17 protein-coding genes are annotated in these 16,278 nt (G+C 64.7%); 9 read left to right on the top strand and 8 right to left on the bottom strand.

Annotated features, from left to right (window positions below; translation table 11 throughout):
- Positions 1-2 precede the first annotated feature (2 nt).
- Positions 3-884: a PhzF family phenazine biosynthesis protein gene (locus ABQZ00_RS05025; protein WP_115562533.1), complete on the top strand. Its 882-nt coding sequence runs from the start codon at positions 3-5 to the stop codon at positions 882-884.
- Positions 885-1,160: 276 nt separating this feature from the next.
- On the opposite strand, the gene ABQZ00_RS05020 is transcribed toward ABQZ00_RS05025, so the two are convergent.
- From ABQZ00_RS05020 to ABQZ00_RS05000, 5 genes are all read right to left on the bottom strand, one after another.
- Entirely contained in the window at positions 1,161-1,763 is a 603-nt protein-coding gene (locus ABQZ00_RS05020; protein WP_323539367.1) for a glycine zipper 2TM domain-containing protein, read from the bottom strand.
- A gap of 153 nt (positions 1,764-1,916) precedes the next feature.
- On the bottom strand, positions 1,917-2,351 hold the full coding sequence (locus ABQZ00_RS05015; protein ID WP_005992502.1) for an OsmC family protein: 435 nt from the start codon (positions 2,349-2,351) through the stop codon (positions 1,917-1,919).
- Between the two features lie 452 nt (positions 2,352-2,803).
- A complete protein-coding gene (locus tag ABQZ00_RS05010) occupies positions 2,804-3,751 on the bottom strand; it encodes an aspartate carbamoyltransferase catalytic subunit (protein WP_055849696.1) in 948 nt (315 codons plus the stop codon).
- Positions 3,752-3,764: 13 nt separating this feature from the next.
- Entirely contained in the window at positions 3,765-4,232 is a 468-nt protein-coding gene (gene ruvX, locus ABQZ00_RS05005; RefSeq protein WP_055849693.1) for a Holliday junction resolvase RuvX, read from the bottom strand.
- Positions 4,225-4,791 carry a YqgE/AlgH family protein gene (locus ABQZ00_RS05000; RefSeq protein ID WP_055849691.1) on the bottom strand — a complete coding sequence of 189 codons (567 nt, stop codon included), beginning with the start codon at positions 4,789-4,791 and terminating at the stop codon, positions 4,225-4,227. The genes ruvX and ABQZ00_RS05000 overlap by 8 nt, the downstream gene beginning before the upstream one ends.
- Before the next feature lie 79 nt (positions 4,792-4,870).
- Between ABQZ00_RS05000 and ABQZ00_RS04995 the strand changes: the two genes are divergently transcribed.
- The 3 genes from ABQZ00_RS04995 to ABQZ00_RS04985 all read left to right on the top strand — a co-directional run bounded on the left by ABQZ00_RS04995 (position 4,871) and on the right by ABQZ00_RS04985 (position 8,474).
- A complete protein-coding gene (locus ABQZ00_RS04995; RefSeq protein ID WP_323539368.1) occupies positions 4,871-6,715 on the top strand; it encodes a DUF4153 domain-containing protein in 1,845 nt (614 codons plus the stop codon).
- Complete coding sequence (locus ABQZ00_RS04990; protein WP_055849687.1) at positions 6,712-7,251, top strand: DNA-3-methyladenine glycosylase I; 540 nt, start codon at positions 6,712-6,714, stop codon at positions 7,249-7,251. Before ABQZ00_RS04995 ends, ABQZ00_RS04990 begins: the two co-directional genes overlap by 4 nt.
- An 89-nt stretch (positions 7,252-7,340) precedes the next feature.
- Complete coding sequence (locus ABQZ00_RS04985; RefSeq protein WP_323539369.1) at positions 7,341-8,474, top strand: hypothetical protein; 1,134 nt, start codon at positions 7,341-7,343, stop codon at positions 8,472-8,474.
- Positions 8,475-8,903: 429 nt separating this feature from the next.
- Here the strand turns inward: ABQZ00_RS04985 and ABQZ00_RS04975 are convergent, their stop codons facing one another.
- The 3 genes from ABQZ00_RS04975 to ABQZ00_RS04965 all read right to left on the bottom strand — a co-directional run bounded on the left by ABQZ00_RS04975 (position 8,904) and on the right by ABQZ00_RS04965 (position 12,145).
- Positions 8,904-9,578, bottom strand: coding sequence for a DUF6198 family protein (locus ABQZ00_RS04975; RefSeq protein WP_055849681.1), 675 nt, complete (start codon positions 9,576-9,578; stop codon positions 8,904-8,906).
- A 271-nt stretch (positions 9,579-9,849) separates the two neighbouring features.
- Positions 9,850-10,980, bottom strand: a complete 1,131-nt coding sequence (locus tag ABQZ00_RS04970) for a PilT/PilU family type 4a pilus ATPase (protein WP_055849678.1) — start codon at positions 10,978-10,980, stop codon at positions 9,850-9,852.
- Between the two features lie 127 nt (positions 10,981-11,107).
- The gene (locus ABQZ00_RS04965; protein ID WP_003489919.1) at positions 11,108-12,145 is read right to left on the bottom strand and encodes a type IV pilus twitching motility protein PilT; all 1,038 of its coding nucleotides are present in this window, start codon (positions 12,143-12,145) and stop codon (positions 11,108-11,110) included.
- 339 nt (positions 12,146-12,484) lie between these two features.
- Between ABQZ00_RS04965 and ABQZ00_RS04960 the strand changes: the two genes are divergently transcribed.
- The 5 genes from ABQZ00_RS04960 (at position 12,485) to ABQZ00_RS04940 (ending at position 16,172) form a co-directional block, all read left to right on the top strand.
- A complete protein-coding gene (locus ABQZ00_RS04960; RefSeq protein WP_115514591.1) occupies positions 12,485-13,177 on the top strand; it encodes a YggS family pyridoxal phosphate-dependent enzyme in 693 nt (230 codons plus the stop codon).
- A gap of 50 nt (positions 13,178-13,227) precedes the next feature.
- Positions 13,228-14,082 (top strand): pyrroline-5-carboxylate reductase, encoded by an 855-nt coding sequence (proC, locus tag ABQZ00_RS04955; RefSeq protein WP_323539370.1) that lies wholly within the window; start codon positions 13,228-13,230, stop codon positions 14,080-14,082.
- Between the two features lie 539 nt (positions 14,083-14,621).
- Positions 14,622-15,044: an HU family DNA-binding protein gene (locus ABQZ00_RS04950; RefSeq protein WP_055849670.1), complete on the top strand. Its 423-nt coding sequence runs from the start codon at positions 14,622-14,624 to the stop codon at positions 15,042-15,044.
- A gap of 152 nt (positions 15,045-15,196) precedes the next feature.
- The gene (locus ABQZ00_RS04945; protein ID WP_323539371.1) at positions 15,197-15,778 is read left to right on the top strand and encodes a M23 family metallopeptidase; all 582 of its coding nucleotides are present in this window, start codon (positions 15,197-15,199) and stop codon (positions 15,776-15,778) included.
- Positions 15,779-15,869: 91 nt separating this feature from the next.
- Positions 15,870-16,172, top strand: coding sequence for a DUF3861 family protein (locus ABQZ00_RS04940; protein WP_055849666.1), 303 nt, complete (start codon positions 15,870-15,872; stop codon positions 16,170-16,172).
- The last annotated feature ends 106 nt before the right edge of the window (positions 16,173-16,278 follow it).

The following is a 16,278-nucleotide window of genomic DNA, read 5'->3' as shown; positions in this document are numbered from 1 at the left end:
CCATGACCACCCGCCGTTTCCTGCAACTGGATGTGTTCTCCGCCCGCCCCGGCAGCGGCAATCCGCTGGCGGTGGTGCTGGATGCGCAGGGTCTGGACGATGCGGCGATGCAGGCGATCGCCCGCTGGACCAAGTTGCCGGAAACCACCTTTGTGTTTCCCGCAGCCGATGCGCACAGCAGCTACCGGCTACGGATGTTTTCGCCGCAAAAAGAGGTTCCCTTCGCCGGCCACCCCAGCGTGGGCACGGCGCATGCGGTGCTCGACGCCGGGCTGGCCGCGCCAGACGAAGGCCTGCTGGTGCAGGACGGCATTGCCGGCCAGTTGCCGCTGCGCGTGGAGCAGATCGATGGCCACCGCAGCATCGCCATCCGCACGCCGCGCGCGCGCGTTACCGAACAGGTGGACGCGGACGACCCGCGTCTGCGCGATGCACTGCACGGCTGGTCGCTCGGCGCCCTGCCGCCCGCGTTGATGGATGGCGGCCGCACCTGGTGGGTCGTGGAGCTGGCCAGCGAAGCCGCATTGCGCAGCCTGCAGCCGAGCTGGGACGCGATTGCCGCCTTGGCCGAATCCACGGGCAGCATGGGCGTCTTCGCCTACGCGCGTGCCGCTCAGGCTGGCAGCTACGATCTGGCGGTGCGCGCCTTTGTGGGCAATGGCCGGCGTTTTGAAGACGCCGCGTCCGGTGCGGCCAATGCCGTGCTCGCGGCCTGGCTGGACAGCCGCCACGCGCTGCCCGGCAAAGAGCGACGCTACGTGGTCAGTCAGGGCCGCGAGATCGGCTTCGATGCCTTGCTGGAACTGCGCATCGACAACAACGGCGACGTGTGGTCCGGCGGCCAGGTGCAGACGGTGATTCGCGGGACCTTGGACTGGGGCTGAGCGCGGCCGCCATGTTGGTGTTCGCCCAGCTTGATGCGTGCGGTTCACAGGCGAAGAACCCATAAAAATTCTTCCGCGCTGCGAACTCGGCCCGATCAACATCCGTCGTAAGGTGCACCTGCGTTTAGCGGTCAAACTCAGAAACCTTTGCAGTCTGCCCGATGCGACGTGCCATCAAGCACTAGCAGCAAACGCTCACCTGCCGCATATCTCGCAAGATAAAAAAACGCTGCGATTTCCCGCAGCGTTTTTGACGAACAACCCACACGTAATCAATCAGTCAGGACGGACATCCACGCGTACCCGGATCCGGTCGCCTGGGTTGTAATCGCTGCGCGTGTGGTAAGTGCGGCCCGCATATTCGTACGTCACGTCGTAGCCATCCACACGCTCGCGTGAGGTGCGGTACGACACAGGTTCGCAGACGCTGACGTTGCCTTGATAACTGCGGTGATTAGCCTCGTAAATCGAGCGGCCCGCCGCGACGCCGGCCATGGTGCCGACGGCAGTGCCGACCAGACGTCCGTTACCGCCACCGACCTGACTGCCGAGCACCGCACCGGCGATACCGCCGATGACGCTGGCAACGCCTCGGTTGGAGGCATTGGGCGAGCCGTAGCTGCCGCCGTCGCGGGAGTAGCCATCATTGCTGGTGTAGTAGCCATCGGACGGACGGCTGTAGCAGCGCTCGCTGCTGCGTTCGTTGTAGGAATCGGACACGATGATCGGGTCCACGCGTACGACGCGTGCGTATTCGTAACGACCGTCCTCGTAGCTGCCACGACCATTGTCGCGGTAGCCGCTGTCGTAGCGCTGCGCCGTTGCATTGCCCGCCACGGCCAGACCCATTACCAGAGCACCAAGCACAAGAGTTTTCATTGCGGCAGCTTCACAGGGAGGACACGTTGCCGATGCTCGGCTTGTTGCAGTGAAACCGCCCTGAACCGAACAGGCCTTACAAAGGCCTATTCAGGTTGCCGCCAGCTGCGCGCGCCGGCATGGTCCGCCGACGCTCCGCAGCCTTGACACGCATCAGTTGGAAAATTCGCTTTCCAGGCTGATCGGCACGGCGCTCAGTGCCTTGGATACCGGGCAATTCTTCTTGGCGGTATCGGCCAGCTCGCGGAACTTGGCTTCGTCGATCCCCGGCACCACCGCCTTGAGCTTCAGACGGATCTGCGACAGCTGCGGGCCGCCTTCCATCGACAGATCGACGTCTGCACGGGTGTCCAGCGAGGTCGGCGGAAAGCCGGCTTCGGTCAGCTGCGCCGACAGCGCCATGGTGAAGCAGCCCGCGTGCGCGGCAGCGATGAGTTCTTCTGGATTGGTGCCCTTCTCGTCGCCGAAACGGCTGCTGAAGGCGTAGCGGGTGTTGTCCATCAAGCCGCTCTGCGGCGTGCTGAGTTGACCCTTGCCGGTCTTGAGGTCGCCTTCCCAGTGAGCGGTGGCGTGACGCGAAATACCCATTGCGATCTCCTGCGATTGAAAGAGACCGCCACCTTAGGCGAGCGGGTGTTAGGGCTTGGTGCTTGTTGCGGGGAATCGGGAATCGGGAATCGGGAATGGGGAATGGGGAATGGGGAATCGCAAGAGCTTGCACTGCCACACGCATTTGTGTCGCGCGGCTAACGTCAGGTTGGCGGCGACTCAAGACAAGCGACGAGCAGCGGCAACGGGATGCATCGCGAAGAAGGCGCTGCATCGTTGCGGTGGAGCCCGATTCGGACGATCTGCCACGCGCGGCTTGTGGCTGCGTAGCGATGCTGACAGACGGCCATGCTCGAGTGCCGGGATGCATGCCTGCGTGCAGGAAAAAAGCGGGCGCTGCGACGGCTGTCGCTGCGCCCGGTGTTCAGTGTTCGGTGGATCTTTCGCAGGCACTGCGCTCGCGCGGTGCCTGCGAGCGAACGTGCGGGCAATCAGCCCAACAAGGTTTCCAGCACCGCCATACGCACAGCGACACCGTTGGCGACCTGGCGCAGCACGCACGATTGCGCGCCGTCGGCGACCTCGTCGGTGATTTCCACGCCGCGGTTGATCGGGCCCGGATGCAGCACCGCGGCATCGCGTCCGGCGCGCGCCAGACGCTCGCGGGTCAGCCCGTAGTCGCTGTGATATTGCTCCAGCGACGGCACCAGGCCTTCTTCCATGCGCTCGCGTTGCAGGCGCAGCATCATCAGGGCGTCGGCACCTTCCAGCATGGCGTCGAAATCCTGGCCGACCACGCAGCCGTCCAGCATGTCGTCATCGGGCAGCAGGCTGGCCGGGCCGCACACGCGGATCTCGCCAGCGCCCAGCGTGCGCAGTGCATGCAGGTCCGAGCGCGCCACACGCGAGTGCTTCACGTCGCCGACGATCACGACCTTGAGCTTGGAAAAATCGGTGCCCTTGGCCTGGCGCAGGGTCAGCATATCTAGCAAGCCCTGGGTGGGATGCGAACTGCGGCCATCGCCGGCGTTGATCAATGCGGTGCCCTCGCCTGCGGCAGCGGCCAGCGCTTCCACCGCGCCGTCATCCGGGTGGCGCACCACAAACCCACGCACGCCCATCGCTTCGAGATTTTTCAAGGTGTCGCGCGCGGTCTCGCCCTTGCGGGTGGAGGAGGTGGACGCGTCGAAATTGAGCACGTCCGCGCCCAAGCGTTGCGCGGCAAGATGGAATGAACTGCGCGTGCGCGTGGACGGTTCAAAAAACAGCGTACACACCGCAGTGCCGGCCAGCACGCTGCGCTTGCCGACCCGGCCGACCGCGGCATCGCGGATCTGGCCGGCACGGTCGAGCAGTTGCAGCAGCGTGGTGCGCGGCAGTCCTTCCAGGGTGAGCAGGTGACGCAGGCGTCCGTCCGAATCGAGTTGCATGGTGGTCATCGCAGGTCGGGAATCAAGGGAGAAGAGTGGCTTGGTCGGGCGCAGCCAGCCAGCGTTCGACGATCACGGCCGCCGCCATGGCGTCCAGTGCGTCGGCATCGCGGCGGCGCTTGCGCCCATCAGCGCGTTCGCGCGCAAACCGCTGCGCGGCTTCGACCGAACTGGAGCGTTCGTCGATCAGCACGACCGGCAGCGCATAGCGTTCGCGCAATTGCCGGGCGAAGGCATGCGCGCGTTTACGGGCAGGTTGGTCTTTGTCGTCCAGGGTGAGCGGGTCGCCGACTACCAGGCCATTTGGTCGCCATTCCTTGTGCACGCGATCCAGCGCTGCCCAGTCCGGGCCGTTGGCATGCACATTGATGACCGCGACCGCACGCGCGCCGGCACCCAATGCGGTACCGACCGCCACACCGATCCGGCGCGACCCCACGTCGAAGCCCAGCACCGTGCCATCGGGGCGGAGTGCGCCCGCCTCAGGCATGCCCGGAATAATCCGTGAGCCGGAACAGGTCCACACCGATGCGCCCGGCAGCGGTCTGCCAACGATCTTCCAGCGCGGTGTCGAACAGCACGTTGGCGTCCGACGGTGCGGTCAGCCAGCTGTTCTCGCCCAATTCGAACTCCAGTTGGCCCGCGCCCCAGCCGGCGCAGCCCAGTGCCACCAGCGCATTGCGCGGGCCTTTGCCGGCGGCCATGGCTTCGAGGATGTCGCGCGACGTGGTCAGAAATACGCCCTGCCCCACTTCCAGGCTGGAATCCCATTCGCGCGCATCGTCATGGATGACGAAGCCGCGCTCCGGGTGTACCGGCCCGCCACTGAGCACGATCTGCTCGCGCAGCTGCGCATCGTCGGTGTCGATGCCCATCTGCGACAGCACTTCGCCCAATGTGTACTCGGACGGCCGGTTGACCAGCACGCCCATCGCGCCGTTTTCGTCGTGCTGACAAATCAGCGCGACGCTGCGCGAAAAGGTGGGATCGGACAGCGCCGGGAGCGCGATCAGCAGTTGGTTGGCCAGAGGCGTGGGCAAAACAGACATGGCCGCATTCTAGCCGTTCGTTCCGCCGCGCGCAGAGCCACTGCCATACTTGCCGCCTATTGCATGCCAAGGACCGACGATGCTGCCTACACCTGGAACCGTACCCGCGCGCTCCGACGCGCCACTGCCCCGCCAGACCCGCGTCTTGATCGTACTGGTGGCGCTCTTGCAGGGCTGCCTGCTGTATCTGGCCGCAGTGGGCCAACAACATGGCGCGTGGCCCTTCACCGAACTGGGCGCCCGAATCTGCTGGTACACCGTGGTGGCGATCGTGCCCAGCCTGGTACTGCTGAGCGTGCAGGATCTTCGCGACTGGCGCCTGTGGCAGCACGTGGCGGCAAGCACACTGGTATTGGCTGCCCTGGGCAGCTGGGCGGCGTGGAGCAGCACTGGCGCGCCGGCCCTGCAGGTCGCGCGGGTCCTTGGTCCGTTCGGCTTCACCATCACGGTCGGCTGGTTCGTCGCGCTGCCCTGGATGCAACATCGGCAGCTGCACGGCCATTGGCGTGCCGGCTACCGCGACCTGTTCGAACACGCCTGGCAGAACGGCCTGACCCTGGCACTGGCGCTGCTGTTCGTGGGCGTGTGCTGGATGGTGCTGGGGCTATGGGCCAGCCTGTTCGCGCTGGTCAAGATCAGGTTTTTTGCCGAACTGTTCCACGAACAGGCGTTCGCCTACCTGGCGACCGGCGCCATCACCGGGCTGGGCATCCTGATCGGGCGCACCCAGCACCGCGCGGTGCAGGTGATGCGGCAGATCCTGTTCGCCCTCTGCACCGGCCTGCTCCCGCTGCTGGCCGGCATCGCGCTGCTGTTCCTGCTGGTGCTGCCGTTCACCGGGCTGCAGGCGCTCTGGCAGACCCGTTCGGCGGCGTCGATCCTGCTGAGCCTGGTGTTCGGGCTGGTGCTGTTCACCAACGCCGTGTACCAGGATGGCAGCGGGCTGCCGCCGTATCCGCGCTGGTTGCGCCGGATGATCGAGGCCGGGTTGCTCAGCCTGCCGCTGCATGCGGCGCTGGCCGCCTACGCGGTGGGTCTGCGCATTGCGCAGCACGGCTGGACCAGCGAACGCGTCTGCGCGGCCTTGCTGGCCGCGCTGGCGCTGGCATATGCCATGGCCTACGCGTTCGCGGTGCTGCGGCCGCGCGCCGATCGCTGGCTACCGCAGCTGGCCGGCGGCAACATGGCGCTGTCGTGGGTGGTGATCGGGCTGGCAGTGCTGGTCAATACACCGCTGCTCGACCCGTATCGCATCACCGTGCAGAGCCAGATGCAGCGCCTTGCCAACGACACGCCCGAGACCCTGCAACAGAATCTGGAATTTCTGCGTTTCGACAATGGCCGCCGCGGCTATCTGGCCGTGCAGTCGCTGCGCGCGACGCCCCCCTTTGCCGGCAGCCCGGAGCGCAAGCAGAAGCTGGAGCAGTTACTGGCACGCACCAGCCGCTGGGCAGGCAGTGAGCCAGTAGAAGACCAGAAGGACAAACAGCTGACTGACCTGACCCAAATCCGCAAGCACGTGACCGTAGCTGCCGGCCAGGCAGAGCCGCCAGCGGACTGGTGGCACTACCTGGTGCGGTCCAAGATGCTCTGGGGCGCCTGCACGCAGGGCAACAGCAACTGCGTTGTCAGCAGCAGCGACCTCGATGGCGACGGCGAGCTCGATGTGCTGTTGTGCAATCTCGGCGCCGACTATGTGGTTGCCTGCGAGCTGCAGACCCGCAGCGGCGGTGGATGGTATCAAGCCGGTACGGCAAAGCTCTATTCCCTGGACGATGCGGCCATGAGCGAAGTGAGCCAGGCGCTGCGCAATGGTCAGCTACAGACGCGGCCCAATCGCTGGCCGGACCTGGCGCTGCCGGGAGGCCGACGCATCCACATCACCCCCAACGAAGTAGGCATCCGGCCGGAACCTCAACCATGAGCGGCTACTGCAGCATCGCGCCCGGCCACCCGGTGCACGGGCATTACCACGACCACGAATATGGGTTCCCGCAGCGCGAAGAACGCGAACTGTTCGAGCGCCTGGTGCTGGAAATCAATCAGGCCGGCCTGAGCTGGGAAACCATCCTGCGCAAACGCGCCAATTTTCAGCAGGCGTATGACCGATTCGACGTGGATACGGTCGCGGCGTATGGTGACGCCGAGATTGCGCGCTTGATGAGCGACGCCGGCATCATCCGCAACCGTCTGAAAATCCTGGCGGCCATCCACAACGCGCAGGTCATCCAGACCTTGCGCCGTTCGCATGGCAGTTTTGCGCAATGGCTGGATGCGCAGCATCCGCTCGACAAGCCGGCCTGGGTCAAATTGTTCAAGAAGACGTTCCGCTTCACCGGCGGCGAAATCACCGGCGAATTCCTGATGAGTCTGGGCTACCTGCCCGGCGCACATCACGCGCAATGCCCGGCGTTCAAACGTATCGCCAAACTCAAACCGGCCTGGATGCAGGCAGCATGAGCGCGCGGATGTTCAGGCACGGAGACAGGCACGCTGTCGGCATCGTGCCATCGCCTGTCTCAGCAAGGACACGCAACGGCTGTCTGCTCGTGCTCGTCCATGCCGGGCTGGTTTTCCAGGCACATGCGGCCCCGCCAACGACTGCGACGGTCTCGCAGGTGCTGGAGCAATTGCGTCGCGAAATCGTCGCCGAGCCAATCGGCAACCCCACCCCGATCGATACCGTGCTGCAGCGCCATGCCGACACCACCGGGCTCAGCTTCGATCTCGGCAGGCCGGACGACAGCGACGATGCCGAAGCACCCCCAGCCGTGCAGCCAGTGGGTGTGACAGATGCGGAGTGGCTGGCAGTGCAGGCTTACCGCAGCACCAGTGCCAGTGCAGAGAACGACATCGCTGAAAACGGCAACCACCACTACACATTGGCCGACCTGGACGAAGACGGTCAGCGCGATCTGATAGACGATGCGTATGTCGGCGGCACCGGGCTCTTCAACGACATCTCCGTGCTGCGCTACAACCGCGCGCAGGGCTTCCGCCCGGCAGTCGCCACTGCAGTTGACGCAGATGGCACGCCGGGCAGCTTCAGCATCAACGGCCGCGGCAGCGATCAAGCTTTGTACTGGCTGCGTATCGATGGCAAAAGCTACGCGGCCTCCCGCGATGGCGATTATTTTCAGGACACGGTGACCGTATCGCGCCCGTTGTCCTTGCCCGGCGAACGCGTGGAGACGCAGGTACTGCAGGTGCGCTATCGCTACCGGCACACGCTGGCGACACCATCGCGCCAAGCAGCCAGTGCCACCACCGAAGAACAACAGGCATCGCACTGGCTGGCGCAACACCCGCAATTGCAGGCAGCCGTCAACGCGCAGCTGCAGCAGCTTGCGTTCGCACCGGACGGCACGCAGCGTACACCGGACCCTGCTGCACGCTGCCCGGCGCAGACCAGCGGCGATCCCGACGAAGCCGATCAATGGCCCTGGCACGATGCGGGCCACTACACCTTCGATTATGTCGCCGACTTTCGTGTGCGGCGCGGACAGGCGTGCTACAGCGCCAGCATTGTGGCCTTTCGCAGCAGCTATCTGACCTCCCCCGAAGGGTGTTGTGCGCTGTGGCTGTACGACGCTCCCGGCACTCAGGTCGCGACCCTGCCGCTGGACTCAAGACGCGAGCGAGCCAGCGTGGCGTTGATAACCGCGACTGCGCAGCCGGAGTAACCGCCGAGCGTGGCCGTCGAGACTGCGAGCTTTGCTTGATGCTGTCCAGGCAAGCTGCCACGCGATGGCGATGCGTCCAATGTCAGCGCTGATTTCGTCTCTCCAGGCCTGCATGGCGATGCGCAACGCTACGCCAGCAGTGATAGCGACGCCGTGCTGAGTCGCGAGGCAACCTGCATCGAGGCCTGGCACATGGCGAGGAACCAGACGATCCGGCCCGCATGGGCGCATGCGCACCCAAACGCGCAGTGCGTAGTGCTACTTCGATAACGAGATGACGTGCATACGCTCTTCGGCGCACGCGGGCTGATGCAATGCTTGAACTTGCACACCGATTGCCGGTGGAACCCTGGCAATACGGGTTATCGGTAAAGCTGCATCGCGCCCAGGTGCGCTCCTACGTGGCAAGCAACGAGGTCGCCTGCCGGATCACACGCCCATATAGCGGTGCGGGCGGTGGTTGAACATCAGCACCAGGCTCAGCATCAACGCGCCCAGCGCCGAATACAGCACCTTGTCAGGCGTGAGGATGGCGAACGCCACCAGCATCAGCATGGCATCGAAGCTCATCTGCACCTTGCCTGCGCTCCAGCCGCGTTCGCGCTGCAGATACACCGCCAGAATGCCGATTCCGCCCAGGCTGCCGCGGTGGCGGATGAAGAACAGGATACCCAGCCCGGCCAGCGCGCCCCCGGCAATGGCGGCGAACGCCGTGCTGATGTGCGCGTACTCAGCCCAGCGCGGCAGCAGATCGGTCAAGGCGCCGCAGGCACCGACCGCAGCGAAGGTCTTCAATGTGAATTCCCAGCCCATGCGGCGCACGCTCAGCCAGTAAAACGGCAGATTGACCAGCACGAACACCAGGCCAAAATTCCAATGCAACGCGTAGTGCAGCAGGAAGGCGACACCGGCCATGCCGCCGATCATCAGCCCGCCCTTGGCAAAGATCGCCAGGCCGAGCGAGGCGACCAGCGTGGCCAGCACCATGCCCTGCACGTCCTCGGCCACCGAATGGTGGTACGCGTGGTCGTCGGCCGTGGTTCCCGCCGAATCCGGCGGTGGCGTCAACGGCCCGGAGGTGACCACGGTGCCGTCGTCGGGCAACGGTTCTTGCTCCGGACGGAGATCGGAATCGGGAAGGCTCACGGGTTTGGGCACTGCAGTGGGGTGCGATATTAGACACTATCGGCCACCCTGGTTACATCTGAAACAGCAGCGATGCGCCTCTCCAGTGCGAGACGCGTGCATTACCACAGGGGAATCGCGTCTACAAAAAAGGCGCCCGATGCGGGGCGCCATTTTGATCCACCACTACAAACCACCGCACCAGGCACTGGCCGCAGCCAGCGCAAGCTCTGCGGCAACAGACGACCCATTACCGAACTTCGGCAATCTCCACGCCATCCATCCCCTGCGACAGGGTCTTGGCATCGCCGCCCTGCGAGAGCTTGATGCGCAGGCGCACTTCGTTCTGCGAGTCGGCGTGGCGCAGCGCGTCTTCGTAGCTGATTTCGCCGGCCTGATACAGCTCGAACAGGCTCTGGTCGAAGGTGCGCATGCCCAGGTTGGTGGACTCCTTCATGATCTCCTTGAGCTTGTGGATCTCGCCGTCGCGGATGTAGTCCTGCACCAGTGGCGTGCCGAGCATGATCTCCATCGCCACACGGCGGCTGCGCCCATCCGGAGTCGGAATCAGTTGCTGCGCCACCACACCCTTGAGGTTTAGCGACAGATCCATCAGCAGCTGATTGCGGCGGTCTTCCGGGAAGAAGTTGATGATGCGGTCCATCGCCTGGTTGGCATTATTGGCGTGCAGCGTGCACAGCACCAGGTGGCCGGTTTCGGCGAAGGCGATCGCGTGGTCCATACCCTCGCGGGTGCGCACCTCGCCGATCATGATCACGTCCGGCGCCTGGCGCAGAGTGTTTTTCAGCGCATTTTCCCAGCTATCGGTATCGATGCCGACTTCGCGCTGGGTGATGATGCAGCCTTCGTGCTTATGCACGAATTCGATCGGGTCTTCGATGGTGATGATGTGCCCGGTGGAATTCTGGTTGCGGTAGCCGATCATCGCCGCCAACGAGGTCGACTTACCGGTACCGGTGGCGCCCACGAAAATGATGATGCCGCGCTTGGTCATCGCCAGCGTCTTGATCACCGGCGGCAGGCTCAGCTCTTCCACGGTGGGAATGCGCGTCTCGATCCGACGCAGCACCATGCCCACCTGATTGCGCTGATAGAAGCAGCTCACACGGAAGCGCCCGACCCCGGACACGCCGATGGCGAAGTTGCACTCGTGGGTCTTTTCGAACTCTTCGCGCTGCGACGGCGTCATTACGTTCAACACCAGATCGCGGCTCTGCTGCGCGGTCAACGGCGTCTGCGTGATCGGGCTGATCTTGCCGTGCACCTTGATCGCCGGCGGCATGCCGGAGGTGATGAACAGATCCGACGCCTTCTGATGCGCCATCAGCTTGAGGAAGGAGGTGAAGTCGATGGTGCTCATGGCGTGCTCCCTTGGAGCCGGGAATTGGGAATCGAGAATCGGGAATTGGAAAATCTGCAAGCCAGGAGCCGGAACCGGTCAGGGGCGCGCTCGTGCGATTCCCCACTCCCGATTCCCGATTCCCGAATCACTCGAATATCCGCTTGTCCTTGGCGTATTCGCGGGCCTGGTTGCGCGTGATCAGGCTGCGCTTGACCAGGTCCTGCAGATGCTGATCCAGCGTCTGCATGCCGTACTGCTGGCCGGTCTGGATCGACGAATACATCTGCGCCACCTTGTCCTCGCGTATCAGGTTACGGATCGCCGGGGTGCCGACCATGATTTCCCAGGCTGCGGTACGCCCGCCGCCCACCTTTTTGAGCAATGCCTGCGAAATCACCGCGCGCAAGGATTCGGACAGCATCGAGCGCACCATCGGCTTTTCGCCGGCCGGGAACACGTCGATGATGCGGTCGATGGTCTTGGCCGCCGAGCTGGTGTGCAGGGTGCCGAACACCAAGTGGCCGGTTTCTGCGGCGGTGAGCGCCAGGCGGATGGTTTCCAGGTCGCGCAACTCGCCCACCAGGATGATGTCCGGGTCTTCGCGCAATGCCGAGCGCAGCGCTTCGTTGAAGCCGTGCGTATCGCGGTGCACTTCGCGCTGATTGATCAGGCACTTCTGCGAGGTGTGCACGAATTCGATCGGATCCTCGACGGTGAGGATGTGGCCGTATTCGTTCTTGTTGATGTAGTCGATCATGCCGGCCAGCGTGGTCGACTTGCCCGAACCGGTCGGGCCGGTGACCAGGATCAGGCCCTGCGGTTGGTCGATCAGCTGGCGGAAGATCGGCGGGCAGCCCAGGTCTTCCAGCGTCAGCACTTCGGACGGAATGGTGCGGAACACCGCGCCGGCGCCACGATTCTGATTGAACGCGTTGACGCGGAAGCGCGCCAGCGAGGGAATCTCGAACGAGAAGTCGACCTCGAGGAATTCTTCGTAATCGCGCCGCTGCTTGTCCGACATGATGTCGTACACCAGCGCGTGCACCTGCTTATGGTCCAACGCCGGAATATTGATGCGACGGACATCGCCATCGACACGGATCATCGGCGGCAGCCCTGCAGACAGGTGCAGGTCCGATGCCTTGTTCTTGACAGAAAACGCCAGTAGTTCAGCGATATCCATGCGCTGCTTTTCCCCTAGGCTGCGATTGGAAGGTAGTCCCCGGCTGGCAGTATAGCGTTCTGGCTGCTGGCGGGAAGCGGCCTGGCGCCGGTTCAGGTCGGCAGCGTTGTATGCGGCTGAAGGCGTTGTTTTTCGGGCATGCCCAGGCACGGCGCTTGCCTGTGTCCGGCCCAGCCAGGCGGGATTGGGCACCAGCGGCTGCGCCCGCAGCCCGCAGCCCGCAGCGACGCCGATGCCGGTACGCGCTTGCCACCGTCAACCCAGCAAAGGCGCGCGGCGCGCTGGAAGGAAGCCAGCGGCGGCGGCACACTAGCGCTCCCGCTTGTTCTGGATTGCCACGTGCCGGCTTCGTCGCTGCAGCAGATTCTCGATGCCATCCATGCCGCAGCAGCCACGCATGCGCGTGCCGACGTTCGGTTGCTGGCGGTGTCAAAGACCAAACCGGCCGATGCCGTCGCCGCATTGGCCGCCCAGGGCCAGCGCGCATTCGGCGAAAACTACGTGCAGGAAGCGCAAGCCAAGATCGCCGCGCTGCGCGAGCTGGGGCTGGAATGGCATCTGATCGGCCACCTGCAGTCCAACAAGGCCGACGTCGCCAGCCAATGTTTCGACTGGGTGCAGACTGTGGACCGCGCCAAGTTGATTCCGCTGCTGGCGCGATACCGCCCGGACGACCGCATGCCGTTGAATGTGCTGATCCAGGTCAATATCGACGATGAGGACAGCAAATACGGATGCGCCCCGGACGCCATCGACGGCCTGGCCGACGCCATCGCACTGCAACCGCGACTGCAACTGCGCGGCTTGATGGCGATCCCGGCGCCGTTCCCGGATCAGGCACGTCGCGCTGCGGCGTTCGCGCGCATGCAGGACTTGTTCGCGCACCTGCAGCAGCGCCATCGGCAGGTGGACACCTTGTCGATGGGCATGAGTGCAGACTTCGCCGAAGCGATCGCGGCCGGTGCCACCATGGTCCGCGTGGGCACGGCGCTGTTCGGCGCGCGCGCGCCCTCGCCCGCCGCCTCCGTCTGATCTGCCTCGCGCATCGCGCCATCCATTCCTATTACTAGAGAGGTACCGCAATGACTCTGCCCACGCCGCCTGCGCCGTTATCCACCACTGCCGGGCGCATCGCGTTTATCGGCGGCGGCAACATGGCGCGCAGCTTGATCGCCGGGCTGATCCGACAAGGCGTGCCGGCTGCGAGCCTGCGCGTCGCCGAGCCCGTGGAAGAGTTGCGCACCGGGTTGTCGCGCGACTTTGGCGTACAGGCCGTCGCAGACGCGCGCGACGCGGCCGATGGCGCAGCCACCTGGGTGCTGGCGGTCAAACCGCAGGTCATGCCAAGCGTGTGCGCGCAACTGGCCGCGCTTGCACAAGCGCAACAGCCGCTGCTGCTGTCGATTGCAGCCGGCATCACCGCAACGCAGTTGCAGCGTTGGTGCGGCGGCGATACGGCGGTGGTCCGCGCGATGCCCAACACCCCCGCACTGCTCGGCGCCGGCGTGACCGGGCTGTATGCCACTGCACGCGTCTCCGATGCGCAGCGCATGCAGGCAACCCAATTGCTGGAAAGCGCCGGGGTGACGGTGTGGATCGACGACGAAGCGCAAATGGATGCGGTGACTGCCGTTTCCGGTAGCGGGCCGGCGTATGTGTTTTTACTGGCCGAAGCGATGGAAGCGGCAGCACAGGCGCAGGGACTGCCGGCCGATACCGCGCGCACGCTGGTCCTGCAAACCCTGCTGGGCGCATCGCGCATGCTCACCGAATCGGGCGAAGCACCGCAGGTCCTGCGCGGTCGCGTGACCTCGCCCAACGGCACCACGCAAGCGGCCATCGAAACATTCCAGGCTGGCGGATTCGAAGCGCTGACAGCGCGGGCAATCGCTGCTGCGACCGAGCGCGGCCGCAGCTTGTCGGCTGCCAACGACTAGCGCGCCGCGGTTCGCCCCAACGCGTTGCTGGCTGCATGGGGCAATCAGCGACGCGTCGCGGTGATCGCCCCCGGCACGCAGCCTGCATCGCAACACGTCGCTACGCGATTTCCCAATACCCACCGCCAGGCATCAAGCGACTTTCCTGCGCAATGTCGCGCGCTTTGCAATCGATGCCAATACGCGCCAATCAGGCGATCGCACGCGACTTGTTCGACATCTCGCGGCGATGCATCCGTCGTTGGCAGCAGAGCGGATGGCGCAGTGCAGAGTCTTTTGGCATGCGCATTACCACCGCAGCCTTGCGCAACGACCTGCTGCTCTGCGTCAGATACGGCACATGCCTGCGCGCTGCACGCGTTCCGCACTGGTTTTTACGCGCGTTTTGCGCCGCTGGTGAACGAATCCCCGTCGAAAGACGCTTTTTTGTGTTGTTTCATCGTTTGCCTATTGGCGGCGCGCAGCAGTTGCCCTACATTTCGCGTTGCCGACTGGGTCGGCAGACCCAACACCACCAACGAATACGGAACGAATACCTCATGGCAAAAACCGCCGCTAAGAAGGCTGCCCCCAAGAAGGCAGTGAAAAAGGTCGCCGCTACCAAGACCGCAAAGCCGGCCAAGGCCGCGACCAAGACCGCCGCACCGAAGCCGATCAAGGAAGCCCTGAGCAAGACCGGCCTGGTCGCGCACATCGCCGAATCCACCCAGCTGGCTCCGAAGGACGTCCGCGCCGTGCTGGCGTCGCTGGAAGCCACCGCACACTCGTCGCTCAACAAGAAGGGCGCTGGCTCGTTCACTCTTCCGGGCATGTTGAAGCTGACCGCCGTGCACGTGCCGGCCAAGCCGAAGCGTAAGGGGATCAACCCTTTCACCAAGGAAGAGCAGACCTTCCCCGCCAAGCCCGCCAGCCTCAAGGTCAAGGCACGCTTGCTGAAGAAGCTGAAGGACGCCGCGCTCTAATCGAGCACGCATCCGGTGTCATCGAGACGGCCTGCGGGCCGTCTTTTTTTTTGCGCTTTTCCCGCGTCTTGTTGGCGATGCGTGTCGACACACCACATCGCAGTCATGGCAGCCCGTCTACCCTGTTGGTGAGTTCGCAACAGAGAGTGTCTATGACCGCGCCAGCACCTCGCAGGCCCGCCCGACGTGTGCGTCGCCTGCTGGTTTCGATTGCCCTGCTGTGCGCGTTGGGCGTGGCCGCGCGCTGGGCCTGGCAGTCGCCGATGGGCGAACGCCTGCGCACCACCTGGGAACTGTCACGGATGCCGCCGCCGCAGACCCTGCAGATTCCAGTGAAAAACGTCCGTGCCCGCCAGATCGCCGACACCTTCGGTGCACCACGCGGACGCGACCGTAGCCATGCCGGCGTGGATATTTTCGCGCCGCGCGGTACGCCTGTGGTCGCCGCCACCCGCGGCGTGGTCAGTGCCATTCGCGACGCCGGGCTGGGTGGAAAACAGGTCTGGGTACTCGGGCCGGCGATGGAGCGGCACTACTATGCGCACCTGGACGACTGGGCACCTGGACTGGCCGTTGGCGATGTCGTCGAGCCCGGTACCGCGCTTGGCATGGTCGGTACCACCGGCAACGCGCGCGGCACGCCGCCGCACCTGCACTATGGTGTCTATGGGCGCAACGGTGCGTACGATCCACTGCCGCTGCTGCGTAAAACCACGCCACCGCCTGCCGACTGAGCATGCTGGAACACTGCGTCATGGCCTGCGCTATCGAGCGCGCGGCAGCCTACCCCTATGGTGGAGGCAGCCCAGGAGTGACGCGACCACCATGCCCCGAAAACGCTATCGCATTACGGTCACGCCCATCGAGAACGACGGGCGACCGTGCGACGACCGCTGCACCATCGAGTTTGAACAGCGCTCCCGCGCCGACTGGATGCGCCTGCTCGAAGAATTGCACCTGCGCCGCGATCTGAGCAGCGACGAATGCGCCGCACTGACCGTCGGCTCGCAATTGCTGGAAGACCTGGCCGCCCGTCCACGCGCGCAACCCAGCGATGCGCTGGATGCATTACGGCCCAAGCTGCAACTACTGCTCGATCGCCTGCAACGCGTCCAACCCGGCGCCTGAGCGCTGCTCCGCACCGCATACGCCCGCTACACTGCGCGCCTCGGGGATGGAGAGCCGCTATGCGTTGGATCGTCATTGCTTTATCAGTAACCGCACTCGCAGGCTG

Source organism: Xanthomonas sp. WHRI 10204 (assembly GCF_040202875.1).
Lineage (GTDB): Bacteria > Pseudomonadota > Gammaproteobacteria > Xanthomonadales > Xanthomonadaceae > Xanthomonas.
This window is presented reverse-complemented; position numbering and strand designations above follow the sequence as displayed.

Excerpts from the sequence above, each read along its gene's own strand:
- ABQZ00_RS05025 (WP_115562533.1), top strand. The coding sequence starts at position 3 with ATGACCACCCGCCGTTTCCTGCAACTGGATGTGTTCTCCGCCCGCCCC.
- ABQZ00_RS05020 (WP_323539367.1), bottom strand. The coding sequence starts at position 1,763 with ATGAAAACTCTTGTGCTTGGTGCTCTGGTAATGGGTCTGGCCGTGGCG.
- ABQZ00_RS05015 (WP_005992502.1), bottom strand. The coding sequence starts at position 2,351 with ATGGGTATTTCGCGTCACGCCACCGCTCACTGGGAAGGCGACCTCAAG.
- ABQZ00_RS05010 (WP_055849696.1), bottom strand. The coding sequence starts at position 3,751 with ATGACCACCATGCAACTCGATTCGGACGGACGCCTGCGTCACCTGCTC.
- ruvX (WP_055849693.1), bottom strand. The coding sequence starts at position 4,232 with ATGCCTGAGGCGGGCGCACTCCGCCCCGATGGCACGGTGCTGGGCTTC.
- ABQZ00_RS05000 (WP_055849691.1), bottom strand. The coding sequence starts at position 4,791 with ATGTCTGTTTTGCCCACGCCTCTGGCCAACCAACTGCTGATCGCGCTC.
- ABQZ00_RS04995 (WP_323539368.1), top strand. The coding sequence starts at position 4,871 with ATGCTGCCTACACCTGGAACCGTACCCGCGCGCTCCGACGCGCCACTG.
- ABQZ00_RS04990 (WP_055849687.1), top strand. The coding sequence starts at position 6,712 with ATGAGCGGCTACTGCAGCATCGCGCCCGGCCACCCGGTGCACGGGCAT.
- ABQZ00_RS04970 (WP_055849678.1), bottom strand. The coding sequence starts at position 10,980 with ATGAGCACCATCGACTTCACCTCCTTCCTCAAGCTGATGGCGCATCAG.
- ABQZ00_RS04965 (WP_003489919.1), bottom strand. The coding sequence starts at position 12,145 with ATGGATATCGCTGAACTACTGGCGTTTTCTGTCAAGAACAAGGCATCG.
- proC (WP_323539370.1), top strand. The coding sequence starts at position 13,228 with ATGACTCTGCCCACGCCGCCTGCGCCGTTATCCACCACTGCCGGGCGC.
- ABQZ00_RS04950 (WP_055849670.1), top strand. The coding sequence starts at position 14,622 with ATGGCAAAAACCGCCGCTAAGAAGGCTGCCCCCAAGAAGGCAGTGAAA.
- ABQZ00_RS04945 (WP_323539371.1), top strand. The coding sequence starts at position 15,197 with ATGACCGCGCCAGCACCTCGCAGGCCCGCCCGACGTGTGCGTCGCCTG.
- ABQZ00_RS04940 (WP_055849666.1), top strand. The coding sequence starts at position 15,870 with ATGCCCCGAAAACGCTATCGCATTACGGTCACGCCCATCGAGAACGAC.